Below are 24,049 nucleotides of genomic sequence, written 5' to 3'. Positions count from 1 at the left end.
CGTGCGCCTGCTTCCTTTTTCGATTTGCATTTCTGCGAGGTTCTTTCCATGACTGATCTGTACAAGCGCAGCCTTTTCCGCCTGGCTGCCGGAGCTGCCGGGGCCGTGGCGCTTGCCGCCTGTGGCCGCAGGGAGGGGGCAGCCGGCGCCGCCAGTGCCGCTGCCTCGGGGGCCGCCACGGCGGCCAAGGGGCCGCTCAAGGTGGCGTTCGTCTACATCGGCCCGGTGGGCGATGGGGGATGGACCTTTGCGCACGACACGGCACGCAAGGCCGTGGAGAAGGAATTCGGCGACCGTGTGCAGACCACTTTTGTGGAAAAGGTGCCCGAGGGCGCCGACGCCGAGCGCGTGCTGCGCGATCTGGCCGGCCAGGGCAACCGGCTGGTCTTTGGCACCACCTTCGGGTACATGGAACCCATGCTCAAGGTGGCGCGCGATTTCCCGGACGTGAAGTTCGAGCATGCCACCGGCTACAAGACGGCCCCCAATCTCTCTACCTACGACAGCCGCACCTACGAGGGTGCCTACCTGGCTGGCGTGGTGGCCGGCAAGATGACCAGAACCAATGTGCTCGGTGTGGTGGCCTCGGTGCCGATTCCGGAGGTGCTGCGCAACATCAACAGCTTCACGCTGGGGGCGCAGAGCGTGAATCCGGCCATCCAGACCAAGGTGGTGTGGGTCAACGAGTGGTTCAATCCGCCCAAGGAAACGGAAGCCGCCACCGCGCTCATCAATGGCGGGGCCGACATCCTGATGCAGAACACCGATTCGCAGGCCGTGCTGCAGACTGCCGAAAAGCTCGGCAAGCGCGGCTTCGGCTGGGACTCTGACATGACGAGCTACGGCCCCAAGGCCCACCTGGGCTCGGCCGTCATCAACTGGGCGCCGTACTACATCAAGACCGTGCGTGACGTGCTCGACAGCAAGTGGCACAGCGGCCAGAGCTGGTGGGGCGTGAAGGAGGGGGCCATCGACCTTGTTTCCCTCGCCGCCGACGTGCCGGCCGAGGTCAAGTCCCGCCTCGACGAGATCCGCAGCGGCCTCAAGGCCGGAACCTTCCACATCTGGCAGGGCCCCATCGTCGACCAGAGCGGCAAGGAAGTCGTGCCCAAGGGGCAGGTGGCGGACGACAAGTTCCTGCATGGCATCAACTTCTACGTCAAGGGCGTCGAGGGACAGGTGCCTGCCGGCAAGTAAGCAGAACACCAGCGGGCCGTCATGCCATGCCCCGCCGGGGTGTGGGGCTGCCTGCACCGGTTCCGGGTCCGCGGGGGACAGCCCCGCTCCCGGGAAAGCCACTGGCGCGGATGCTCCGCCGCGCCAGCGACACATCCGCATCACTGGAGCCATGTGGAGGCACACCATGTACAAAAACCTCGTGACCCGTCGCACCCTTCTGGGTGCGGCCGTCGCTTCGGGCTGCGGGCCCGTCTGGGCCGCAGCGACGGCCCTGCGTCCCACGCGGGTGGCGTGGGTCTATGTCTCTCCCATCACCGATGCCGGCTGGACGCACCAGCACGAGCTGGCCCGGCAGGAGGTGGCCCGCACCCTGGGGGCGGCCGTGCATACCACGGCGGTGGCCAGCGTGCCCGAAGGGCCTGATGCCGAGCGCGTGCTGCGTGATCTGGCACGCCAGGGCAACCAGATGATCTTCACCACCAGCTTTGGCTATATGGAGCCGGTGCTGCGGGTGGCGCGGGAGTTTCCGCAGGTGCGCTTCGAGGCGCTGACCGGCCTGCGCCGTGCACCCAACGTGGCCACGGCCAATGTGCGCTACTACGAGGGGCGCTATCTGGCCGGCATCGCGGCCGCGCGCATGAGCCGCACGGGGCTGGCCGGGTATGTGGCAGGGTTTCCCATTCCCGAGGTGCTGCAGGGCATCAATGCCTTTGCCCTGGGCATGCGCTCGGTGCACCCCCACGCGCGGGTGCAGGTGGTGTGGCTCAACGGCTGGTTCGATCCTGCCCGCGAGCGCGAGGCGGCCACCACGCTCATGAACCAGGGAGCCGATGTGCTGGCCTTCCATACCGGCTCCGATGCTGTGGCGGTGGCGGCCCAGCAGCGCGGCCGTCTGGTGGTGGCCTACCACTCCGACATGCGCCGCGTGGCGCCCGATGCGCAGATCGTGGCCGTGACCCACTGGTGGGGACGCTATGAGGTGGCACGGGTGCGCGCGCTGCGGGGCGGCATCTGGCGCAGCCAGGACAGCTCGCTCGGTGTGCACGAGGGAGCGGTACGGGTAGGGGATTTCGGGCGCCGCGTGCCGGTGTCCGTGCAGCAGGAGGTGCTGCGGCGGCAGGCGGAGCTGGCAGCGGGCAGGCTGCAGCCCTTCGCAGGCCCGCTGGTGAGTTCGACCGGCAGGCGGGTGCTGGCGGCGGGGCAGCGCCTCACCGAGCCCCAGGTGCAGCAGATGAACTGGCTGGTGCAGGGCGTGCAGGCTCCGCCGTGGGGGCGGTGAGCGGGGCATGGTGGGGTGCCCGAGGCTGGAGAAGTCCCTCTCCACCTCCCGAAAACAATTTACTCTTTAGCATATCGACAAAAACCCCGCAAGCAGCAGTTGATTGCAATCAAAGCACTTTGTTACCAACTGGCCCCACAATCCCTGCACGTCCTCGTTCAACCAATGGAGAGCATGCATCATGGGGCAATACAAGCTGAAAACCCTGGCAGCCAGCGTCGTGCTGGCGGGCCTGTCCGCCAGCCTGCTGGCGCAGGGCAGTGGCACCAAGGCCGCCGCAGAAGCGGCAGGCAAGGGGCACATCACCAATGAGGCGACTGCCGCCTATGCCGAGGCCGGCGGGTCGCCGGTGGGCAATGTGGAGATGCACCAGGACATCAATCCCAAGGCGCCGCCCATGACCAAGGCCGAGTTCGAGCGCGCCAAGGACATCTACTTCCAGCGCTGCGCAGGCTGCCACGGGGTGCTGCGCAAGGGTGCCACCGGCAAGCCGCTCACGCCGGACATCACGCTCGCCAAGGGAACCGACTACCTCAAGGTGTTCATCGCCTACGGCAGCCCGGCCGGCATGCCGAACTGGCAGACTTCCGGCGAGCTGAGCCCTCAGGAAGTGGACCTGATGGCGCGCTACGTGCAGCAGACGCCTCCCACGCCGCCCGAGTTCTCGCTCGCGGACATGGAAAAGAGCCGCAAGGAATATGTGCCGGTCGCCCAGCGTCCCAAGCACAAGATGAACAACTACAACCTGCAGAACCTGTTCTCCGTGACGCTGCGTGATGCGGGCAAGGTGGCGCTCATCGACGGCGACACCAAGAAGATCGTCAACGTGATCAAGACCGGCTATGCGGTGCACATCTCCCGCCTGTCCGCCTCGGGCCGCTACCTGTACGTGATCGGCCGCGATGCGCGCGTCAACCTGATCGACCTGTGGATGCCCGTGCCCGACAACGTCGCCGAGATGAAGGTCGGCCTCGAAGCCCGCTCGGTCGAGACCAGCAAGTTCAAGGGCTGGGAAGACAAGCGCGCGATTGCCGGCACCTACTGGCCGCCCCAGTTCGTCATCATGGAAGGCGACACGCTCAAGCCCGAGAAGATCGTCTCCACCCGCGGCATGACGGTCGACAATGTCTACCACCCCGAGCCCCGCGTGGCGGCCATCGTGGCGAGCCACTACAAGCCTGAGTTCCTGGTCAATGCCAAGGAAACCGGCAAGGTCTACATGGTCGACTACACCGACCTCAAGAACCTCAAGATGACCGTGATCGACTCGGCCAAGTTCCTGCATGACGGTGGCTTCGACAGCACGGGCCGCTACTTCCTGACGGCGGCCAATGCCTCCAACAAGATCGCCGTGGTCGACACCAAGGAAGACAAGCTGGCCGCCCTGATCGACGTGGGCAAGACCCCGCACCCGGGCCGTGGCGCCAACTTCGTCCATCCCAAGTTCGGGCCAGTGTGGGCCACCTCGGGGCTGGGTGACGACTCCATCTCCCTGATCGGAACCGACCCCGTCAAGCACAAGGCCTATGCCTGGAAGGTGGTCGAGACGCTCAAGGGCCAGGGTGGCGGTTCGCTGTTCATCAAGACCAATCCGCATTCGCACAACCTGTGGGTCGATACCGCACTCAACCCCGATCCCAAGCTCAGCCAGAGCGTGGCCGTGTTCGACACCCGCGACCTGAGCAAGGCACCCCGGATCGTGGATGTGGCCGCCTGCGCCAAGCTCAGCGACGACGGCGCCAAGCGTGTCGTGCAGCCCGAGTACAACCAGAAGGGCGACGAAGTGTGGTTCTCCGTGTGGAGCGCCAAGAACAAGGAATCGGCCATCGTCGTGATGGATGACAAGACCCTGAGCTGCAAGGCCGTGATCAAGGATCCGCGCATCATCACCCCGACCGGCAAGTTCAACGTGCACAACACGCAGCACGACGTGTACTGAGCTACCATGCACCCGTGGATGGCGACCCCGGAAACGCCGCCATCCCTTCCTCCTCTTCCCGCCTGCGCGAGCAGGCCATTTCCCTGGAGATATCCATGAAAGTTTCCTTCCTTTCCGCCGTCTGCGTGGCCGCTGGCCTCCTGGCTGCCGGTGCGGCCCAGGCTGCTTCTCCCGAATCGCTGGCGCAGTCGCACAACTGCATGTCCTGCCACAGCGTGGACCACAAGGTCGTGGGCCCTGCCTTCAAGAGCGTGGCAGCCAAGTACCGCGGCAAGAATGCCGAGGGCCAGCTGGTGCAGAAGGTCATGAAGGGCGGTTCCGGCGTATGGGGTTCCGTGCCCATGCCGCCCAACGCCGGCCTGTCCCAGGCAGATGCCCATACCCTCGTGAAGTGGGTGCTGTCGCACTGATGACGGAGCCTGGCCCGTCTGGCACAGCAAAGGCCGGCGCCATCCGACGCCGGCCTTTGTCGTCCCGGCGGGGGCAGGCCTTTCGCGACCGATCGCAGGGGCCATCGGTCGCGAAAGGGTTGCACATCTTCCTCTGCCTGCGGGGCGCGGGGCGCACCGGTGCAAGGGAGGGGCAGGGCAGGAGAACGACATCGTGAATCACCGATTGCAGGGTGCGCCCGACCGGGGTGCAAGCACATTTCGCCGATGCCTGTGGCGCGCATCGGCCCTGGGGGCCGGGTTGCTGGCGGCTGCCGGCATCTGGGCAGCTCCCGCGGCAGAGCCTGCCGCACCGCAGGCGCACAGCACCGTCGCGCAGAGCCAGGGGGCAACGGGGGCCATGGGCACGGCCGAGCCTCTGGCGCCCGTCCCAGCCCGGCAGGCCGAGCTGATGCATCTGCTGCGGCAGGACTGCGGGGCCTGCCACGGCATGACGCGGCAGGGCGGGCTCGGCAGCCCCATCACGGCCCAGGCGCTCGTCGACCGGCCGGAAGACAGTCTGGTGGCCACCATTCTCCAGGGGCGCCCGGGCACGGCCATGCCGCCCTGGCAGCCCTTCATGACACCAGCCGAAGCACGCTGGCTGGTCTGGGTACTCAAGAACGGAAAGGGATTGCCATGAACGACACCAAGCACACATTGCCTCTCACGGGTCTGGCGGCGACGCCGGCACGCTCGCAGGGCGGGCGGCTGCGCACCCGGCTGGCCACGCTGGCGGCCAGTGTCCTGCTTGCGGGCGGAGTGGCCGGCTGCGCAGGCGGTCCAGGTGCCTCCGGGGCCCCCGTGCTGCGCGGCACGGGAGATCTGGGCGTGGTGATCGAGCGGGCCACCGGCAGCGTGCAGGTGGTGGACAACGACGCGCGCACCAGCCTGGCCCGCATCGAGGGGCTGGGCGATCTGTCGCATGCGTCGGTGGTGTTTTCGCGCGATGGTCGCCACGCCTACGTGTTCGGGCGCGACGGTGGCCTGACCAAGGTGGATCTGCTCACCCAGCGCATCGAGCGCCGCGTGATGCAGGCAGGCAACAGCATCGGCGGAGCCATTTCCACCAACGGCCGGGTGGTGGCTGCCCAGAACTACGAGCCGGGCGGCGTCAAGCTCTTCGATGCCGACACGCTGGAGCTGCTGGCCGACATTCCTGCGCGCGGCGAGGACGGCAAGGCCTCCAAGGTGGTGGGGCTGGCCGATCTGCCCGGCGAGCGCTTTGCCTTCAGCCTGTTCGATGCGGGAGAAATCTGGGTGGTGGATGCCGCCGACCCCCGCAAGCCCACGGTGACGCGCTTTCCCCATGTGGGGCGCCAGCCCTATGACGGGCTGGTGAGCACGGATGGCCACTACTACATTGCCGGCCTGTACGGAGAGGACGGACTGGCGCTCCTGGACACCTGGCATCCCGAGCGTGGCGTGCGCCGCATCCTGCCGCACTACGGCCATGGCCAGACGCCGATGCCGGTCTACAAGATGCCGCACCTGCGTGGCTGGAGCATCGCGGGCGACCATGCCTTCTTCCCCGCCATCGGACACCCCGAGGTGCTGGTGGCCGACAGCCGCAGCTGGCAACAGGAGGCCGCCATTGCCGTGCACGGCCAGCCGGTGTTCGTGATGGCAGAGCCGTCCGGACGGCGGGTGTGGGTGAACTTTGCCTTTCCGCACAACGACACGGTCCAGGTCATCGACGTGCCGACCATGAAGGTGGTGCGCACCCTCAAGCCTGGGCGGGCGATTCTGCACATGGAATTCACGCCCAAGGGGGACGAGGTGTGGATTTCCAGCCGCGACGACGACCGGCTCATGGTGATCGACACCGCCACCTTTGCCGTGCGCAAGGAGCTGCCGGCGCGCAGCCCCTCCGGCATCTTCTTTACCACCCGCGCCACCCGCATGGGGATGTGAGGCCATGGAACTCGGCGCAGGCCCTGCACCGGCCACATGGCAGCATCCGCGCATCGTCTCGGTGATGGATGCCTGGCAGCGCGACTTTCCGTGCGTACCGGAACCGTTTGCCGTACTGGCGCGGCACCACGGCTACGAGGTGGAGGCGCTCCTGCACGACCTGCACGAGGCACAGACCCACCGGGTGCTGGGGCGCATAGGGGGCGTGTTTGCGCCCAATACGGTGGGAGCGAGCACGCTGGCTGCCGTGGCGGTGCCGCCGGAGGACATCGCCCGTGCGGCCGCCATCGTGAACCGGCACCCCGAGGTCAACCACAACTACGAGCGCGAGCATGCGTTCAATCTGTGGTTCGTGGCGGCTGCCGACCATGCGGCGCGCCTGCGGGAAGTGCTCGACACCATTGGCGAGGAGCTGGGGGTGCCGGTGCATGACTTTCCGCTCGAAGCCGAATACCACATCGATCTGGGCTTTTCGCTGCAGGACGGCAGCCGGGCTCCCCACCGCATCCGTCCGCAGCCGCGCGGGGCGCTGTCCACCGACCAGCGCCGCCTCATGACGCTGCTGGGGCAAGGGCTTGCGCTGGTGGAACACCCGTATGCCGACTGGGCGCACCGGCTGGGCTGGACCGAGGCCGGCGTGCTGGCCCAGCTGCGGCACTGGCAGACCACCGGCGTGCTGCGCCGATTCGGCTGCATCGTGCGGCACCACGAACTCGGCTACACCGCCAATGCCATGTGCGTGTGGCAGGTGCCGCCCGATGCGCGGGACGCGCTGGGTGAGCGGCTCGCGGCGCAGCCCGGCGTCAACCTGTGCTACGGGCGCCCCCCGCGCGGCGAGGCCTGGCCCTACAACCTGTTCTGCATGGTGCATGGCAAGGACCGCGAGGCGGTGCGTGCCCAGGTCACCCGCCTTGCGGGAGCGGCCGGACTGGCCGGCTATCCGCATGCCTGCCTGTTTTCGCGGCGCCGCTTCAAGCAGACCGGAGCCATGTACGGCTGGCAGGCGGCCCCTGAGGCACAGCGTGCGCCGTTGCCCGTGTCGTCCTCCTGGCACCCGGAGCCCCGGCAGCCGGATGGCGCGCCTTCATGATGTCTTTCTCCCGTCTGCCATGACAGCTGCTTCTGCATCCTCCTTTTCCCACGGCAGTGACGCGTCTCTGGCGCTCGATGCCGTGGACGTGGCCCTTGTCAATGGCCTGCAGGAAGGCTTTCCCCTGTGTGCATCGCCCTATGACGAAGCCGGACGGACGCTCGGGCTCGATGGGGCTGCCCTGCGCACCCGCCTGCAGCAGCTGCTGGCGCGCCGGGTGCTGACGCGCTTCGGCCCGCTCTACCAGATCGAGCGGCTGGGCGGGCGCTTCGTGCTGGCGGCGCTGGCCGTGCCCGAGGACCGCTACGAGGCCGTGACGCGCCAGGTCAACGCCCTGGAGGCCGTGGCACACAACTACCGCCGCGACCATGCCCTGAACATGTGGTTCGTGCTGGCCACCGAGTCGCCGGCTGCCATGCAGGCGGCGGTGGCGCGCATCGAGGCCGCCACGGGGCTGGAGGTACACGTCTTTCCCAAGCTGCAGGAATATTTCGTGGGCATGCGCTTCACGGTGGGCGGGCACCAGCCCGTCGGCCGCGCAGCGCCCCCTGTGCATGCCCACCCGGCAGCAGCAGCTTCGGCAGGAAAGGCGGGTGGGGTCGCACCGCTGCAGGACGCCCGTGTGCAGGCGCTGGTGCGTGCCACGCAGGCCGGCCTGCCGCTCGTGCCCGAGCCTTACGCCGCCGTGGCCGAGGCCCTGGGGGCGGGCTGGGATGAGACCCAGGTGCGTGCGGAGCTGGGGCGGCTGCTGGCCGCCGGCGTCATTCGGCGCATCGGAGTGGTGCCCAACCACTACGCCATCGGCTACCGGCACAACGCCATGGCCGTGTTTGACGTGGAGGATGCCCAGATCGAATCCCTTGGGCCGCGCGTGGGGGCGCTGGACTTCGTGACCCACTGCTACCGCCGCCCCCGGCATCTTCCGCTGTGGCCGTACAGCCTTTTTGCCATGTGCCACGGCGCCAGCCGCGAGGCCGTGCTCGAGCAGGTGGAGCAGATTCGGGCCCTGCTCGGCCCGGCCTGCCGTGCGCACGATGCGCTGTTCTCCACCGCCATTCTCAAGAAGACCGGCCTGCGCGTGTGAAGCGGGCAGGCACGGGCCAGGCAGTGCAGGCTCAACCCTTCTGTCGGCAGGGGCATCTTGAGTGCGGTTGATCGGAGGCAAGGAGGGTCCCCGTGGGCTGTGGTGTACTAGGCAGCCGAAAGTTTCCGATTCCCTGGAGTTGCCCATGCTGCGCATGACCACCTATCTCAAGGCCCTGCTGGCCGATCAGCCGATGGCGCCGGAGCGTTCCGCGCGTGGCCCGGGAAGCGGGCCGGTGGTGATCTGGAACCTGATCCGGCAGTGCAACCTGCTGTGCCAGCATTGCTATGCCAGCGCCGCCAACAAGCAGTTTGCCGGCGAGCTCGACACCACCGAGGTGTTCCGCGTCCTGGATGACCTGCATGCGAGCGGGGTGCGGGTGCTGATTCTGTCGGGCGGCGAGCCGCTCATGCGACCGGACATCTTCGAGATCGCACGCCGGGCCAAGAGCCTGGGCATGTACGTGGGCCTGTCGAGCAACGGCACCCTGATCGATGCGCGCACCATCGACGCCATTGCCGCCGTGGGGTTCGACTACATCGGGGTGAGTCTCGATGGCATCGGGGCCACGCACGACGCCTTCCGGGGCGTGGAGGGCAGCTACGCGCAGTCGCTGCAGGGCATCCGCCTGTGCGTGGAGCGGGGGCTCAAGGTCGGCATCCGCTTCACCATGACCGAGGGCAACGCCCATGACCTGCCCGCGCTGCTGCAGCTCATGGAGGACGAGAACCTCGACAAGTTCTACTTCAGCCACCTCAACTACGCCGGCCGGGGCAACGCCAACCGCGAGACCGACGCCTACCACCAGCGCACCCGTTGGGCGATGGATCTGCTCGTCGAGGCCTGCGTGCGCAGCATCCGGCAGGGGCGTGCCCGCGAGTTCGTCACCGGCAACAACGATGCCGACGGCGTGTACCTGCTGCAGTGGGCGCGGCGCCACCACCCCGAGCGGCAGGAAGCGCTGGCCCGCATGGAGCGCCTGCTCCTGCGCTGGGGAGGCAACAGCAGCGGCGTCAACGTGGCCAACATCGACAACCGGGGCCATGTGCACCCCGACACCATGTGGTGGAAGGTGCGGCTCGGCAATGTGCGCGAACGCAGCTTCGGTGCCATCTGGGCCGACACCACGCACCCGCTCATGGCCGGGCTCAAGCAGTTGCCCCGTCCCGTGCAGGGGCGGTGCGCGGCCTGTTCCTGGCTGCCGCTGTGCAACGGCAACACCCGGGTCCGTGCCTGGGAGCTGACGGGCGACTACTGGGCGGCCGATCCGGCCTGCTACCTGAGCGATGCCGAGATCGGCGTCGAGCCCGGCAGCTACGCCGTGCCCGATCATGCGCTGGCGCGCCGCCTGCGCAGCATACCCATCACGTCCGCCCCTGACGACGAACTGGAGACCGCGCCATGCGCCCATTCCTGAAGCCTTCCCTGTTTTCCCGACCTGTGCGGCGCCTGTCTGTCGTGTCCCGGCAGGGCAGCGTCCTGCGTGCCGGCATGGGCAGCCTTGCCCTCTGTATCCTGACCGGGCTGGCAGCCGCTGGAGCGGCGGGGGCGAGTGCCGCCGAGCAGTCGGCTGCCGCAGCCATGCCGTCAGCCTCCGGCACTGCCGTGGCCCAGCGCGATGCCGGTCCGCTGGAATGGATGATGCGGGCCCACCAGCCGGCTTCTGCCGCTGCCGTGCAGGGTGCGCCTGTGGCCCATGCCGCCACCACAGCATCCTCCCGCCACCGTGCCGCCTCCGCGCCTGCGCCAGAGTCAGGGACCGGGGCAGCCGCTGGCGCCGAGGCCCCCGGGGTACCCGCCCGCGAGGCCGCCGCCCTGTATGCCCAGCATTGCGCGAGCTGCCACGGGGCCACGCGCATGGGTGCCATGGGGCCTGCCCTGCTGCCCGAGAGCCTGGAGCGGCTGCGCCATGGCACCATCGTGCAGACCATCCGCGACGGGCGTCCGGCCACCCAGATGCAGGCCTACGGACGCACGCTGACCGAGGCCCAGATCCGGGGCATCGCCCGCTGGCTGCAGCAGGCTCCCGAGCAGGCGCCCCGCTGGACCGAGGCCGACATGCAGGCTTCGCACCACACCTTTGTGCAGCCCGACTACGGGCCCGTGGCGCCCGTGTTCCGGGCCGATCCGCGCAACCTGTTCGTGGTCGTGGAAGCTGGGGACCACCATGTCAGCATTCTGGACGGCGACACCTTCACTCCCCTCACGCGCTTTGCCTCGCACTATGCCCTGCACGGGGGGCCCAAGTTCAGCCCCGATGGCCGCTTCGTGTACTTCGGCAGCCGCGACGGGTGGGTGAGCCAGTACGACCTGTACCGCCTGCAGAAAGTGGCCGAGATCCGCGTGGGCATCAACACCCGCAACGTGGCCGTCTCGGACGACGGCAAGTGGGTCATGGCCGGCAACACGCTGCCCAACACGCTGGTCCTGCTCGACGCCCACGGCCTCGCGCCCGTGCGGACCTATCCGGTGGTGGACCGGCAGGGCCATCCCTCGCGGGTGTCGGCCGTGTACGACGCGGCTCCCCGCAAGAGCTTTGTGGTGGCGCTCAAGGACGCGCCCGAGCTGTGGGAAATCTCCTGCGATCCGCACGCCGAGCCGCTCTACAAGGGGCTGGTGCATGACTACCGCCTCAAGGAAGCCATGCCCACGCCGGCCTACCTCGAACCCCGGGTGATCCCGCTCGACGTGGTGCTCGACGACTTCTACTTCGATCCCGACTACCGCTACGTCATGGGCGCCTCGCGTGCCGGCAAGGGGGAGGTCATCTCGCTGCTTTCCGGGGCCAAGGTGGCCGATCTGCCGCTCCGGGGCATGCCGCACCTGGGCTCGGGCATCACGTTCCGGCACGACGGGCATCTGTACATGGCCTCGACCAATCTCCAGACATCGAGCGTGACCGTCATCGACATGGGTACCTGGAAGGTGGTGAAGGACATTCCCCTGCCGGGCCCCGGCTTCTTCCTGCGCAGCCATGAGGACACCCCCTACATGTGGGCCGACTCCATGATGTCGCCCACGGCGCGGGACACCCTCTCCATCATCGACAAGCGCACGCTGCAGGTGGTGCGCGAGCTCCGGCTGCGCCCCGGCAAGACCAATGCGCACGTCGAATTCACCCGCGACGGCCGCTATGCCCTGGTGAGCATCATGGAAAATCCCGGCGAGCTGGTCGTGGTCGATGCGCGCACCTTGCGGGAGGTCAAAAGTCTCCCCATGTCCAAGCCCATTGGTAAATACAATGTGTTCAACAAAGTGACGCGCTCTGAAGGAACCAGCCACTGACCCTGTGCAGGCCAGGGAAGGGGGCTGGCTGGCTCCCGGCGCGGCACCCTGTGGTGTGTGCCCCCGTTTCCCCGTGTGCAGGTCATGAGAAAAGAAATAGATATCCGTCAGCTCGTCCGTCATCAGCCCCTGTTCCAGGAGCTCGACGATTCCCAGATCGCGCGCCTCATGCTGGGCGTGCGCGAAATCCGTGCCGAGAAGGGCACCGACCTGTTCCGTCGCGGCGACGCCTGCGACGGCATGTACGTGATGGTGTTCGGGCGCTGCAAGCTCTTTGTCACCTCCGCGCAGGGCAGCGAGAAAGTCATCGAGATCGTCCATGCGGGCCAGAGCTTCGGCGAAGCCGTCATGTTCCTGCGCCGCCCCTACCCTCTGAGCGCGCAGCTGCTCGAAGACAGCATGGTGCTGCACGTGAGCGAGAAAGTCATCTCCGACGCCATCGAGCAGGACCCGGCCTTTGCACGGCATCTGCTCGGGGGGCTGTCGCTGCGGCTGCACACCTTCGTGCAGGACGTGGAACGCTATTCCATCGAGAACCCGCTCCAGCGCGTGGCGGGCTACCTGCTCGAACTCACCAACGACCCGCAGGCCGAGCACTTCACCGTGACGCTGCCCGTCAACAAGAACCTCATCGCCTCGCGCCTCAGCCTCGCCCCCGAGACCTTCTCGCGCGTGCTGCACCAGCTCATGGATGCAGGCTTCCTGTCGGTCGACGGCAAGGACATCACCGTGAGCAATCCTTCGGGCATGCTCATGTTCGCGCAGACCAGCGCACGGGGCCGGGGATAAGCCCCAGCCTTCCGGCGCAGCCGTTTTCCCCTCCCATCCAGACAGAGAAAGGCATTTCCCATGACTACCCCCACGCAGCCCACGCACGGCATCGACGACGAACAGACAGTGGAGGCAGTGGATCTGCGGGACTTGCCGCCCCCGGAACCCATGGTGGCCGTCATGGACGCGCTCGACGCTCCCCTGCCGGCCTGCGGGTACTGGGCCTTTCTGCTGCCGCGCTTTCCCGAGCCACTCGTCACCCGCATCGAAGCCATGGGCCTGGCCTTTCGCGCCGAACCTGCCCCTGACTACCGAGGCGTGCTGATGCTCATCATGCCAGGCGGCGGGCAGGACTGACGCTCTTCTGTTTTTGCCCGCAGTGTCGCCCTGGGACCGCTGTTCCGTTTGAGTGGGGGGCGGGCGTGGTCGAGGAGGGCGCATCTCAGCGCGGCATCAATTGATGGCACCTTTGCTGGTCCGTGGCAGAACTTCCCCCTGCGTGAAGGCGCGCATCAGACCATGCCTCCGTAATTGGGGTCGATGCACCAGATGAAGTTCTGTACATCGATCATGTCCTTCGGCTGCAGATCGGCGATCTGTTGCTTCACGTACCCATAGAACGCCATCACGGTGCTGTACGTCAGCCAATTGAGCTTTGGCCGGTAGTTGATTTCAAACCGGGCTACTTTGGCTGCATTTGCTAGATTGGTCGGCTTGATTAGTACGTCTACCTCGGGGTGTAGCAAAAACCGGTAGATTGTCAGCAGCGGCCATTTGGCGCACCCCATGTGATTCAGCTCTTTGGCAAAGGCATCAAATGCGGCTTGACTCGGTCGTTCTGGCAACACCCATGCACAAAAGGCTTCCGCGAATGCCTTCGGTCTTGAGTGTTTTTTGACGGCATTGGCAAAGGCCATCTTCTCAAAGGAAGCGGGCAGGTTATTTTCGCTGCATTTGACCAACTGATAAGCCAGTTGCACCACGTCGGTATAGCGACCCTCGGTCAGCGCAGACCGCAAGCAGTCAGGCGAATACCATTGGCGAGCCAGTGCAGACAATCGGTCCTTGTAGTCCCGTTCATGGTCCTTCATCTTTTGACCATGAAGCCCCCCCGGATAAATTTCCAACAACCTCTCCTTGGCTTCGGCGATGGTGCATATTGGGTAGGATTGGCCGTCCGCTGGTAGATGCATGTTATCTAGCAGTGCACTTTCTGCTTCTGCTCCGCTCACCCAGATTAGCTTGTCTGCTGCGGTGGGGTCCAAGTGCTTCTCTCCTGCCCCTTCAAAAAAGATATGAAAGTCTTGGCTGTTGGCATCTTCAAGCAGTTGACCAACACCCCACTCGGTTTTGGTGGCGTGCCGTACCCTGCTGCCCTTTTTCCCTTTTTGCATGGTTTATTTCTCCAAACATCTTGAGCCGCAACGTTGGGCGACTGATTTAGGATCGCCAATTCCGATGACTCGGCCGAGGTACTCCAAGGAACGAGCTTTCAGAACTCAGCGTACTGCAGGAAAGTGGCTTTGCGCTTACGCCGTCGGCAGGTCCAGCTGGGCCCGGGCCTGGCGGATGAGGGGGTACAGCGTGGTGTGCAGGGTGACCACGCTGCCGATGATGAGCAGCGCGGGGGAGGTCAGGGTGCTCTTGGCCAGCATGGCTTCCAGGGTGGCGAGCGTGGCGAGCCCCACCTGCTGCTGTGGCAGGGTGGCGCTGGCCACCACGGCGAGCGGCGTGTCGCCGGAGAAGCCGTGGGCCATCAGGTCCTGCACGATGCGGGGGGATTCGCCCAGCCCCATGTAGACCACCAGGGTCGAGGCCGGATCGAGGTGTTCCACCCAGTCGAGCGTGGAGCTGTCCTGTTTGCGGTGGCCGGTGACGAAGCTCACCATCTGTGTGTGGTCGCGGTGGGTGAGCGGAATGCCGGTGCAGGCGGCAGCGCCCATGGCGGCCGTGATGCCGGGCACGACTTCGCAGGCGATGCCCGCGCGGGCCAGTTCCTGCATTTCCTCGCCCCCACGGCCGAACATGAAGGGGTCGCCCCCCTTGAGGCGCACCACCCGCAGCCCGTCCTGGGCCTTCTGCACGATCAGCCGGTTGGTGTCCTCCTGCGGCAGGGTGTGGCGGCTGGCGCGCTTGCCCACGCAGATGCGTTCGGCGCGGGGCGGAATCAGGTCGAGGATGGCCTGCGAGACCAGCAGGTCGTACAGCACCACGTCGGCCGTCTCGATGCGGCGCAGCGCGCGCAGCGTGAGCAGCTCCGGATCGCCGGGGCCGGCTCCCACGAGCGAGACGGCCGGCACGGCAGGGGGCTGTGCCGCAGAGGGGACGGAGGGTGCGTGGGCGTGCGGAACGGAGGTCATCGGGCAGGTCACAGGATGGGTCGAGAGGAGGGCATTCCCGGAGCCTTGCGGGGAACGCGGGGCATGTGGGGGTTTCCGAGGGTGACAGTGTACAAATTGCGGCGGCTTTTTTTGGTTGACTGCCGTCAATGCCGGACTGCCCGGGCCAAACATACAGTTACACCCGGTTTGTTTCCTCATTACTCATCAAAGGATGGCGACATGGCAGCAAGTTTTACCAAGTCGACCGCCCGTAATATTTTCTACGGCGGTTCATTGTTCTTCATCCTGCTCTTTCTGGCGCTCACGTTCCAGACGGAACAGGATTTTCCCAAGTACGACAACCACGAAAACCTCACCGCGCAGGCCATCCGGGGCAAGAAGCTCTGGGAGGTGAACGACTGCGCCGGCTGCCACACCCTGCTGGGTGAAGGGGCGTATTTCGCGCCGGAGCTGGGCAATGTCTACACGCGCCGCGGCCCGGATTTCATCAAGGTCTGGATCAAGGCACAGCCCACGCATGCGCCGGGCCGCCGCCAGATGCCCAACTTCCACTTCACAGACCAGCAGCTCGACGATCTCGTGGCGTTCTTCAAGTACACCTCGGGCATCCGCACCAACAACTGGCCGCCGAACAAGGAAGGCTGATTGCCCCCGCATGCACCGCAACGTTCACATTCCAAGGAGAATTTCATGACTCACATTGCCCTGCCGGTGGATGCAGAGGGGCTGGCGCCCGTGGCGCCGGCCGATCTGGCACCGGAGCCGGCCAAGCTGCGCTATGCGTCGCAAGCGGTGGCCAAGCCCTATTTCATCGCCGCCATTGCCCTGTTCGTGGGGCAGATCTGCTTCGGCCTCACGATTGGCCTGCAGTACGTGATCGGCGACTTCCTGTTCCCGTACATTCCGTTCAACGTGGCCCGCATGGTGCACACCAACCTGCTCATCGTGTGGCTGCTGTTCGGCTTCATGGGGGCGGGCTACTACCTGATCCCCGAGGAGTGCGAGCACGAGCTCTACAGCCCCCGGCTTGCGCTGATCATGTTCTGGATCTTCCTGGCGGCCGGTGCGCTCACCATCGTGGGCTATCTGACCGTGCCCTATGCCGAGCTGGCGCGCCTGACGGGCAACGACCTGCTGCCGACCATGGGCCGGGGCTACATCGAGCAGCCGCTCATCACCAAGGTGGGCATTGTGGTGGTGGCGCTCGCCTTTCTGTTCAACCTGAGCATGACCATGCTCAAGGGCCGCAAGACGGCCATCAGCATGGTGATGATGATCGGTCTGTGGGGGCTGGCGCTGATGTTCCTGTTCGCGTTCTACAACCCGGACAGCGTGCCGCGCGAGAAGTTCTACTGGTGGTGGGTCGTGCACCTCTGGGTCGAGGGCGTGTGGGAGCTCATCATGGGCGCGATGCTGGCCTTTGTGCTGGTCAAGGTCACGGGCGTGGACCGTGAAGTGATCGAGAAGTGGCTCTACCTGATCGTGGCCATGACGCTGATCTCCGGCCTGATCGGAACCGGCCACCACTACTACTGGACCGGCATGCCGCCCTTCTGGAAGGTGTGGGGCTCGATCTTCTCCGCACTGGAGCCGATTCCCTTCTTCATGATGACCGTGGCCGCCTTCAACGTGGTCAACAAGCGCCGCCGCGAACACCCCAACCGGGCCGCCGTGCTGTGGGCGCTGGGCTGTTCGGTGATGGGCTTCCTGGGAGCCGGGGTGTGGGGTTTCCTGCACACGCTGTCCTTCGTCAACTACTGGACGCATGGTACCCACATCACCGCGAGCCACGGGCACATGGCCTTCTATGGCGCCTATGCCATGGTGGTGCTGACCATGATCTCCTACTCCATGCCCATCATCAACGGGCGCGAGGCCAACAGCAACAAGTCGCAGGTGATCGAGATGTGGTCGTTCTGGCTCATGACCGTGGCCATGGTGTTCATCACCCTGTTCCTGACCGCGGCAGGCATTCTGCAGACCTGGCTGCAGCGCTACAGCGATAACCCCATGCCCTTCATGCAGGTGCAGGAGAAGATTTCGTTCTTCTTCTGGCTGCGCGAGGGCGCGGGTCTGGTGTTCTTCACCGGTCTGCTGCTCTATGTGGCGAGCTTCTTCGTCGGCAACCGCAAGGCGGTGCGCTGAGTCTGGGGTGAGTGGGGTGCCGGAACGGGCAGGGCAGGGAGCCTTTCCGTTCCGGCTTCTTCAAGACATGCGCACGCAGGCTGCCGCGGGATGCCATATCCCCGGCAGCCTGTGTGCATGAGGGAGGACAGGACAGATGGAACCGGCAGACCGCATGGTGTCGATGGCACCGCACGACCACGGCAGGGACCCGCGCAGCACCGGGGAGTGTGTGCGCTCCGACGAGCGGCGGGTGCCGGGCGATGTGGCCATGTGGGCCTTCATTCTGGCCGAGCTGCTGGTGTTCGCGCTGTTCTTTTCGGCCTATGCCTGGTTCCGGCATGACGAGCGGGCGCTGTTCGCGGCAGATCAGGCGCGGGTGGGGCTGGAGCAGGGCTTTCTGGATACCGCCCTGCTGATTCTGGCCAGTGCGGCAGCGGCCTGGGCCGTGCGGGTGGCCCGTGCAGGGCAGGCCGGCATGGTGCAGCGTGCGCGGCGAGGGCTGCTGGTGGCGAGCGGGCTGGCGATGGGGTTTCTGGTGAGCAAGTCGATGGACTTTGTCGACAAGTTCCATCAGGGCCTGAGCATGTCGACCGACGACTTCTGGCTGTTCTACTTCTCTCTCACGTTCTTCCATTTCCTGCACGTGGTGCTGGGGCTGGTGATCCTGATGCTGGTGTGGCACAAGCTGCGTCCCCTGCGCACTTTCACCGACGATTCGCTCAACTGGATCGAATCGGGCACCGCCTACTGGCACATGGTCGATCTGGTGTGGATCGTGCTCTTTGCGCTGGTGTACGTGGCGCGTTGAGGCACGCGGTCCTGCGCCGCGGCAGTGGGGAAGGGCAGGGCGCCGAGTCTTGGCTGCGGTCAATGCCATGTCCGGCCCGGGTCACGATACTGGCTGCATGAAGACCCTCGACACCTCCTTTCGCAGCGTCGCCCTGGTGGCGGTGCTGCTGCTCGTGCTCACGAGCCTGTCGACCTGGTTCGCCACCGGGAAGGTGCATCTGCCGGTGAGCGTGGGCACTGCGGCGCTGGGCTTTGCCTGGATCAAGGGCTGGCTGATCGCGGACCACTTCATGGAGCTGCGCGAGGCACCCTGGCTGTTGCGTGGGGTGGTGCTCGGCTGGCTGACCGTGGTGTGCGTGGGGCTCATGTGGGCGCTGTAGGCCGTGGAGGCGCGGGGCTCCTGTTTTTTCTCTGTTCTGCAATCAAGCGTGGTATGTCATGTCGGTGAGTCTGCATCTTTCCCCCGAAGTTCCGTCCGGGGCGCCCAGCCGGGCAGCCCCTGCCGGAATGCCCTATTACCAGCCCACGGGGCAGGAGTGCGAGCTGTTCACGCAGGCGTGGCAGCAGCAGCTTCCCGTGCTCATCAAGGGGCCGACCGGTTGTGGCAAGACGCGCTTTGTGGCCCACATGGCCGCCCGGCTGGGCGTGCCGCTGTTCACGGTGAGCTGCCATGACGACCTGACGGCCGCCGATCTGGTGGGCCGGCATCTCATCACCTCTGGCAGCACCGTGTGGTGCGACGGGCCGCTGACGCAGGCTGTGCGCGCGGGCGGCATCTGCTACCTCGATGAGGTGGTCGAAGCCCGCAAGGACACCACGGTGGTGCTGCACCCGCTGACCGATGACCGCCGCATGCTGCCCATCGAGCGCACGGGCGAAGTGCTGCAGGCGCCGCCCGGCTTCATGCTGGTGGTGTCCTACAACCCCGGCTACCAGCATGTGCTCAAGACGCTCAAGCCCTCGACGCGGCAGCGCTTTGTGGCACTGGCCTTCGACTTTCCTTCGGCCGAGGTTGAGGTGCCCGTCGTCATGCAGGAAAGCGGCATCGACACTGCCCATGCGCAGCGGCTGGTGGGCCTGGCTGCCAGCATCCGCCGCCTGACCGGCTATGACCTCGACGAGGCGGTGAGTACCCGGCTGCTGGTCTATGCGGCCAAGCTCATGGCAGCAGGCATGGCGCCGCGCCTGGCCTGCCGTGCGGCCGTGGTGGAGCCGCTGTCTGACGAGGCCGAGACCATTGCCGCCCTGATGGCCGTGGTCGACACCCAGTTCCCAGCCTGAGGCGGCACGACCGCGCAGGGCCGACACACACAAGGACAAGGCCATGGAAGACACCGTAGGCGGCTGGTGGGATGTGCTGATCCGCAAGGCGGCCTACCGGGGGTATCCGGCGGCGGCCGTGCAGCTCGAGGAGATGGAGCGGCTCGCGCCCGTGTTCTTCCGTGCCATGGGCGGCGAGCCCGGCCTGCACCTGCGCAGCACGGTGGGCACGGAGCACGCAGGGCGCCGCACCTGGCTGGAGCGCGTGGCCGGCACCAACACCAGCGTGGAGCTGGCCTGGAGCGACGAGCGCTCGCTCTACCTGCCAGGGCGCATCGACCTGTTTCCCGAGCGCACGCGCAACCAGCAGCTCTACCTCTGGCTGCTGGCCCTGAGTGCCGAGCACGCACAGCTGATGCAGGAATGCACGCCTCCGCCCGGCTGGCTGGAATCCAACCGCCTGGCGACCCTGCGCTGCCTGCACCGCATGCCGGGCATGGCCTTGCTGTACGCGGGACTGGTGCGGGACTACCTGCCGCTGCGTGGCGATCCGGCGAGCCTGCCGCCCGCCCAGCAGGCCATCGAGCAGATGCTGCGCGACACCCTGCGCGATCCGGGCCATGCGCCGGAAGCGCGGGCCGTGGCGGGGCTGGAGTCGCGGCTGCAGGGCATCACGCCCGTGCCGCTGTGGATGCATCCGGCGCCTCCAGCCCAGGCGGCACCGGCCGGCAGAGGTGGGGACGAGGCGGCGAACCGCGAGGCCGAGGAACATCAGCAGGACAGCCAGGAGGCGCGCAAGCGCCGCTACCGTGCCCAGCGCGTGACCCCCGACGAGCGCAAGAACGGCCCGCTGCTCATCTTTCGGGCCGAGTCGATCTTCACGTGGGACAACTATCTGCGCATGAACCGCAACGAGGACGACGAGGACATGGGCGACCTGCGTGCCGCCGAGGACATGGACCATCTGGTCGTCACGCGCGACACGCGCCGCCGTGCCTCCCGCGTCAAGTTCGACCTCGACCTGCCCAGTGCCGAGGCGGACGACATTCCGGTCGGTCCCGGCATGCCCCTGCCCGAATGGAACTACAAGACCGGCACCCTCGTGCCCGGCCACTGCCTGCTCAAGCCCATGCGCCCCCGCGACGCCAGTCCCGTGCTCCTGCCCGAACCGCTGCGCGAGACGGCGCGGCGCCTGCGCAGGCAGTTTCAGGCACTCGCGCCGCAGCGCAGCCGCCGCTTTGCCCAGTCCGAGGGGCAGGATCTGGATCTCGACCGGGTGGTGCGCTTCTTCACCGACATGCGTGCCGGGCAGGCCGACAGCGGCGAGGGGCTCTATGTGGAGATGCCGCGCAGCCAGCGCAGCCTGGCCTGTCTGCTGCTGGCCGATGTGTCCCTCTCGACCGAAGCCTGGGTGGGCCGTGGCGAGCATGCCAGCACGGTCATCAGCGTGATCCGGGACAGCCTCATGCTCTTTGCCGAGGCCCTGCAGGCGTCGGGCGACAGCTTCGGGCTGTACGGCTTTTCGTCGCTCAAGCGCAAGGAGGTGCGCTACCTGCTGCTCAAGGACTTTGGCGAACCCTACGATGCCGCTGCGCGCGGGCGCATTGCGGCGCTGCGGCCGGGCTACTACACCCGCATGGGGGCGGCCATCCGCCAGTCGACCCGCATCCTGCGCGAGCAGCCCGCGCACAAGCGCCTGCTTCTGCTCGTCACCGACGGCAAGCCCAACGACCTCGACCACTACGAGGGCCGCTATGGCGTGGAGGACACCCGGGAGGCCGTGCGCGAGGCGCGCGAGGCTGGCCTCGTGCCCTTCTGCGTCACCATCGACCGCGAGGCCGCCGAATACCTGCCACACCTGTTTGGAGCCCACCACTATGTGGTGGTGCACGACGCCACCCGTCTGCCCCAGGTGCTCACGCGACTGTATGCGGCGCTTTCCCAGTAGCCCCTGATTGCGGAGCCGTGGTGGTGGCTGTGGTAGTAGCTGTGGTGTCCGCCGACGCCTGCCGCAAGGCCGCGAGCCGGGCCTGCAGCGCCGCATCCGGGACCAGCACCGCATCAAGCCGGCCGGCATAGACCTTGCCGCAGTTGCCGTCGAGCGTGAGCCAGTCGCCTTCGTGGAACACCGTGTCTCCCAGCTGAAGGCTGCGCCCTTCGGGATCGATGTGCAGGGCTGTGCATCCCACCAGGCAGACCTTGCCGAGCTGGCGCGCCACCACGGCAGCATGGGAGGTGCGCGCGCCGGTGACGGTCAGCATCCCGGTCGAGGCATCCAGCGCGGCAATATCGCCTGTCTCTGCGCCCGGACGCACCAGCACCACGGGAGCTCCCGTGGCGGCGCTCGCGGTGGCGTGGGCCGCATCCAGGGCGATGACACCGCTCGCCACGCCAGGGCAGGCGCTGGCAGCTTCCGCCAGCGGCAGGGCAGGGGTGCTGTTGGCACCGGCCAGGCACACGGTGCCCAGATCCTGCGGCGTGAGCGCCTTGGTGCGCGTCAGGGCCTCGGCGGGGGTGATGAGCCCTTCGTCGAGCAGATCCAGTGCAATGCGGGCCGCTGCCAGCGGCGTGCGCTTGCCGTTGCGCGCCTGCAGCAGAAAGAAATGGCCATCCTCCACTGTGAACTCGAAGTCCTGCATGTCGCCCATCAGGTGTTCGAGCGTATGGGCGGCTCCCTGCAGCTGGCTCCAGGCCTGCGGCACGAGCTGTGCCATGCTTTCGTGCCCGTGGGCATTGCGGCGGCCCGACACCACGTCCTCGCCCTGGGCATTGCTCAGAAAGTCGATCCACGGCGTGGCCTCGCCGGTGCCCGGGTGGCGCGTGAACCCTACCCCTGCGCCCGAACGGCCCCCGGCATTGCCAAACACCATGCGCTGGATCGTCACGGCCGTGCCCAGATCGTCCGGAATCGCGTTGAGCGCCCGGTAGGCGCGGGCCTTGTCGGCATCCCAGGAGCGGAACACCGCTTCCACCGCGCGCTGCAGCTGCTCATGCGGGTCCTGCGGGAACGACTGTCCCGCCGCATCGGCATAGCGCATCAGAAACAGGCGGGTCAGTGCGCGCAGCTCGACGAAGTCCAGCATGCGCTCGTCGCGGCCGTCGCAGACCTGCTGCAGCTCGCGCTCGAACAGCTCCGGCGGCAGCCCCTCCACCACCTCGCCATAGGTAGCGATCAGGCGGCGGTAGGCATCCCAGACCAGCCGCGGATGCCCGGTCTGCCGCAGGAGACCGGGCAGCGTGGCATCGCACAGCCCCACATTGAGGAGCGTCTCCATCATGCCCGGCATGGACACGGGAGCGCCTGAACGCACCGACACCAGCAGCGGGTTGCGGGCATCTCCCAGCACCTGCCCGCACAGCTGCTCCAGGGCAGCCAGCCCATGTGCCCCCACTCCTGCCGGGCGGCCTGATCGAGCAGGGCCACTGCCTCGCGGCGCGGCACGAAAGCCTGCAGCTTCTTGCGGGCCCGGTTCCAGTCGATCACGAACACGATGCGCGAGGCCGTGGCCTCCAGCGCCCGCACCAGCTCCGCGCTGTCCTGGGCCTGCAGGCTGGCATGCCCCACGGTGTAGGGCTTGCCCTCGTTGAGGCCTGTGGTCGCCACCGGGGCATCGACCTCCCAGCCGTACCCCACCTGCTCCAGCATCCGGCGAAAGAAGGCAAAGCGCGGTGCATGCAGATCCGAGTAGGTGAGCGAGATGCCGTGCTCCTCCACCTCGATCACCAGCACATGGGCATCATTGGTGCCGATGTCGTTCTGGATCAGCAGCCGCGCCCCGTCACGGGTCACGGCCGTATCCAGTCCCGGATGGCCGAACTTCAGCGCCGCCGTGCGCGCCAGCCCCCGCATGAACGCGCGCACCAGCGGCCGATCCTCCGGCAGGATGTTCCACACATGCGCCCCGTCGAGGTTTTCCGTCTCCACCTGACTGGCCAGCGCATTGAGCGTGCGGTGCATGTCCATCACCAGCAGGTGCAGGCTGTCACCCGCATGGCGGTCCCCGCGCGTCAGCGCCTGCAGGGCAGCGGGGTCGAGCCCTTCCGCATGCCCGAGCTTCTGCAGGGTCTCCTGCCAGGTGTGCACGCGGGCCTGCAGCCCCGCTGCCTCCGGCACCGCCGCCTCGATGATCGGGCGCGCCATGGTCTGCACATCCGTGGCCAGGGCCTGCATCATGCGCGCCTGGTGGGCAAGCATGAGCTGCCCCTCGTCGCGGTAGGCATGGAGCACCATCTCCTGAATCCACGAGGCATCCTGCAGACCTGCCCGCTGCAGCTCGGCACCCCATGCCGCATGCCATTCGCCGCCTCCCTCGTCGCGGTGGGCATCGGCCTGGGCACTGGCCGCCTGCAGCATCGACAGATACAGCTTGAGACGGTCATTGGCCTTCAGGGCGGCAGTGATCCAGGCCGGCAGCAGCAGGCGCTTCTGGCCGAGTGCGGCCACGGCTTTTTCCTTGAGCAAGGCACATTCCTTTCACGGTCATTCACGGAACCCGGCAGAGCCGGACCATGCGCCGACTCTAGGGTGCGCATGTGACGCCTGTATGGCGATTCGGTTTCTG

At 66.8% G+C, this 24,049-nt stretch carries 22 protein-coding genes and 1 pseudogene; 19 read left to right on the top strand and 4 right to left on the bottom strand.

What is annotated here, in order from left to right; genetic code table 11:
* The first annotated feature begins 48 nt into the window (after nucleotides 1–48).
* The 13 genes and pseudogenes from ACP2WS_RS05015 (at nucleotide 49) to ACP2WS_RS04955 (ending at nucleotide 13,326) form a co-directional block, all read left to right on the top strand.
* Nucleotides 49–1,197: a BMP family ABC transporter substrate-binding protein gene (locus ACP2WS_RS05015; RefSeq protein ID WP_374492552.1), complete on the top strand. Its 1,149-nt coding sequence runs from the start codon at nucleotides 49–51 to the stop codon at nucleotides 1,195–1,197.
* A gap of 166 nt (nucleotides 1,198–1,363) precedes the next feature.
* Nucleotides 1,364–2,458, top strand: a complete 1,095-nt coding sequence (locus tag ACP2WS_RS05010) for a BMP family ABC transporter substrate-binding protein (RefSeq protein WP_426459768.1) — start codon at nucleotides 1,364–1,366, stop codon at nucleotides 2,456–2,458.
* 181 nt (nucleotides 2,459–2,639) lie between these two features.
* A complete protein-coding gene (locus tag ACP2WS_RS05005) occupies nucleotides 2,640–4,397 on the top strand; it encodes a cytochrome D1 domain-containing protein (protein ID WP_426459767.1) in 1,758 nt (585 codons plus the stop codon).
* A 95-nt stretch (nucleotides 4,398–4,492) separates the two neighbouring features.
* Complete coding sequence (locus ACP2WS_RS05000; protein WP_374492548.1) at nucleotides 4,493–4,807, top strand: c-type cytochrome; 315 nt, start codon at nucleotides 4,493–4,495, stop codon at nucleotides 4,805–4,807.
* A 379-nt stretch (nucleotides 4,808–5,186) separates the two neighbouring features.
* Nucleotides 5,187–5,468, top strand: a complete 282-nt coding sequence (locus tag ACP2WS_RS04995) for a c-type cytochrome (protein ID WP_426459784.1) — start codon at nucleotides 5,187–5,189, stop codon at nucleotides 5,466–5,468.
* Nucleotides 5,465–6,739, top strand: coding sequence for a cytochrome D1 domain-containing protein (locus tag ACP2WS_RS04990; protein WP_426459765.1), 1,275 nt, complete (start codon nucleotides 5,465–5,467; stop codon nucleotides 6,737–6,739). Before ACP2WS_RS04995 ends, ACP2WS_RS04990 begins: the two co-directional genes overlap by 4 nt.
* Before the next feature lie 4 nt (nucleotides 6,740–6,743).
* Entirely contained in the window at nucleotides 6,744–7,829 is a 1,086-nt protein-coding gene (gene ahbB / locus ACP2WS_RS04985; protein ID WP_374492544.1) for a siroheme decarboxylase subunit beta, read from the top strand.
* Nucleotides 7,813–8,307: pseudogene (locus tag ACP2WS_RS04980) on the top strand (Lrp/AsnC family transcriptional regulator); the annotation flags it as partial. The gene ahbB (ACP2WS_RS04985) and the pseudogene ACP2WS_RS04980, both read left to right, overlap by 17 nt.
* A 129-nt stretch (nucleotides 8,308–8,436) precedes the next feature.
* A complete protein-coding gene (gene ahbB / locus ACP2WS_RS04975; RefSeq protein ID WP_426459783.1) occupies nucleotides 8,437–8,913 on the top strand; it encodes a siroheme decarboxylase subunit beta in 477 nt (158 codons plus the stop codon).
* Between the two features lie 145 nt (nucleotides 8,914–9,058).
* Complete coding sequence (gene nirJ / locus ACP2WS_RS04970) at nucleotides 9,059–10,330, top strand: heme d1 biosynthesis radical SAM protein NirJ (protein ID WP_426459764.1); 1,272 nt, start codon at nucleotides 9,059–9,061, stop codon at nucleotides 10,328–10,330.
* Nucleotides 10,315–12,198: a cytochrome D1 domain-containing protein gene (locus tag ACP2WS_RS04965; RefSeq protein ID WP_426459762.1), complete on the top strand. Its 1,884-nt coding sequence runs from the start codon at nucleotides 10,315–10,317 to the stop codon at nucleotides 12,196–12,198. The genes nirJ and ACP2WS_RS04965 overlap by 16 nt, the downstream gene beginning before the upstream one ends.
* 84 nt (nucleotides 12,199–12,282) lie before the next feature.
* Nucleotides 12,283–12,987 carry a Crp/Fnr family transcriptional regulator gene (locus tag ACP2WS_RS04960; protein ID WP_426459761.1) on the top strand — a complete coding sequence of 235 codons (705 nt, stop codon included), beginning with the start codon at nucleotides 12,283–12,285 and terminating at the stop codon, nucleotides 12,985–12,987.
* Between the two features lie 60 nt (nucleotides 12,988–13,047).
* Nucleotides 13,048–13,326, top strand: coding sequence for a sulfurtransferase TusA family protein (locus ACP2WS_RS04955; protein WP_426459760.1), 279 nt, complete (start codon nucleotides 13,048–13,050; stop codon nucleotides 13,324–13,326).
* A gap of 155 nt (nucleotides 13,327–13,481) precedes the next feature.
* Here the strand turns inward: ACP2WS_RS04955 and ACP2WS_RS04950 are convergent, their stop codons facing one another.
* On the bottom strand, nucleotides 13,482–14,363 hold the full coding sequence (locus ACP2WS_RS04950; RefSeq protein ID WP_426459759.1) for a DUF3553 domain-containing protein: 882 nt from the start codon (nucleotides 14,361–14,363) through the stop codon (nucleotides 13,482–13,484).
* 135 nt (nucleotides 14,364–14,498) lie between these two features.
* Nucleotides 14,499–15,329, bottom strand: a complete 831-nt coding sequence (cobA, locus tag ACP2WS_RS04945) for a uroporphyrinogen-III C-methyltransferase (RefSeq protein ID WP_426459758.1) — start codon at nucleotides 15,327–15,329, stop codon at nucleotides 14,499–14,501.
* Between the two features lie 201 nt (nucleotides 15,330–15,530).
* Between cobA and ACP2WS_RS04940 the strand changes: the two genes are divergently transcribed.
* The 6 genes from ACP2WS_RS04940 (at nucleotide 15,531) to ACP2WS_RS04915 (ending at nucleotide 21,435) form a co-directional block, all read left to right on the top strand.
* Nucleotides 15,531–15,956, top strand: coding sequence for a c-type cytochrome (locus ACP2WS_RS04940; RefSeq protein WP_426459757.1), 426 nt, complete (start codon nucleotides 15,531–15,533; stop codon nucleotides 15,954–15,956).
* Nucleotides 15,957–16,001: 45 nt separating this feature from the next.
* Nucleotides 16,002–17,456 (top strand): cbb3-type cytochrome c oxidase subunit I, encoded by a 1,455-nt coding sequence (locus ACP2WS_RS04935; protein WP_426459756.1) that lies wholly within the window; start codon nucleotides 16,002–16,004, stop codon nucleotides 17,454–17,456.
* Between the two features lie 136 nt (nucleotides 17,457–17,592).
* On the top strand, nucleotides 17,593–18,246 hold the full coding sequence (locus ACP2WS_RS04930) for a cytochrome c oxidase subunit 3 (protein ID WP_426459755.1): 654 nt from the start codon (nucleotides 17,593–17,595) through the stop codon (nucleotides 18,244–18,246).
* Nucleotides 18,247–18,343: 97 nt separating this feature from the next.
* The gene (locus ACP2WS_RS04925) at nucleotides 18,344–18,607 is read left to right on the top strand and encodes a cytochrome C oxidase subunit IV family protein (protein ID WP_426459754.1); all 264 of its coding nucleotides are present in this window, start codon (nucleotides 18,344–18,346) and stop codon (nucleotides 18,605–18,607) included.
* Nucleotides 18,608–18,734: 127 nt separating this feature from the next.
* Nucleotides 18,735–19,508 carry a CbbQ/NirQ/NorQ/GpvN family protein gene (locus tag ACP2WS_RS04920; protein WP_374492520.1) on the top strand — a complete coding sequence of 258 codons (774 nt, stop codon included), beginning with the start codon at nucleotides 18,735–18,737 and terminating at the stop codon, nucleotides 19,506–19,508.
* Between the two features lie 43 nt (nucleotides 19,509–19,551).
* Nucleotides 19,552–21,435, top strand: a complete 1,884-nt coding sequence (locus tag ACP2WS_RS04915) for a nitric oxide reductase activation protein NorD (protein WP_426459753.1) — start codon at nucleotides 19,552–19,554, stop codon at nucleotides 21,433–21,435.
* Here ACP2WS_RS04915 and ACP2WS_RS04910 read toward each other — a convergent pair.
* Together ACP2WS_RS04910 and ACP2WS_RS04905 are read right to left on the bottom strand one after the other, a co-directional pair.
* Nucleotides 21,404–22,798 (bottom strand): PEP/pyruvate-binding domain-containing protein, encoded by a 1,395-nt coding sequence (locus tag ACP2WS_RS04910; protein WP_426459781.1) that lies wholly within the window; start codon nucleotides 22,796–22,798, stop codon nucleotides 21,404–21,406. The two genes, ACP2WS_RS04915 and ACP2WS_RS04910, sit on opposite strands and share 32 nt — an antisense overlap.
* Nucleotides 22,762–23,949: a hypothetical protein gene (locus tag ACP2WS_RS04905; protein ID WP_426459752.1), complete on the bottom strand. Its 1,188-nt coding sequence runs from the start codon at nucleotides 23,947–23,949 to the stop codon at nucleotides 22,762–22,764. Before ACP2WS_RS04905 ends, ACP2WS_RS04910 begins: the two co-directional genes overlap by 37 nt.
* Nucleotides 23,950–24,049: the final 100 nt, after the last annotated feature.

The organism is Brachymonas moutaii (nom. illeg.), assembly GCF_049977365.1.
Taxonomy (GTDB): domain Bacteria; phylum Pseudomonadota; class Gammaproteobacteria; order Burkholderiales; family Burkholderiaceae_C; genus Brachymonas.
Note: the sequence above shows the minus strand (reverse complement) of the source record. Positions and strands in the feature narration are given on the sequence as shown.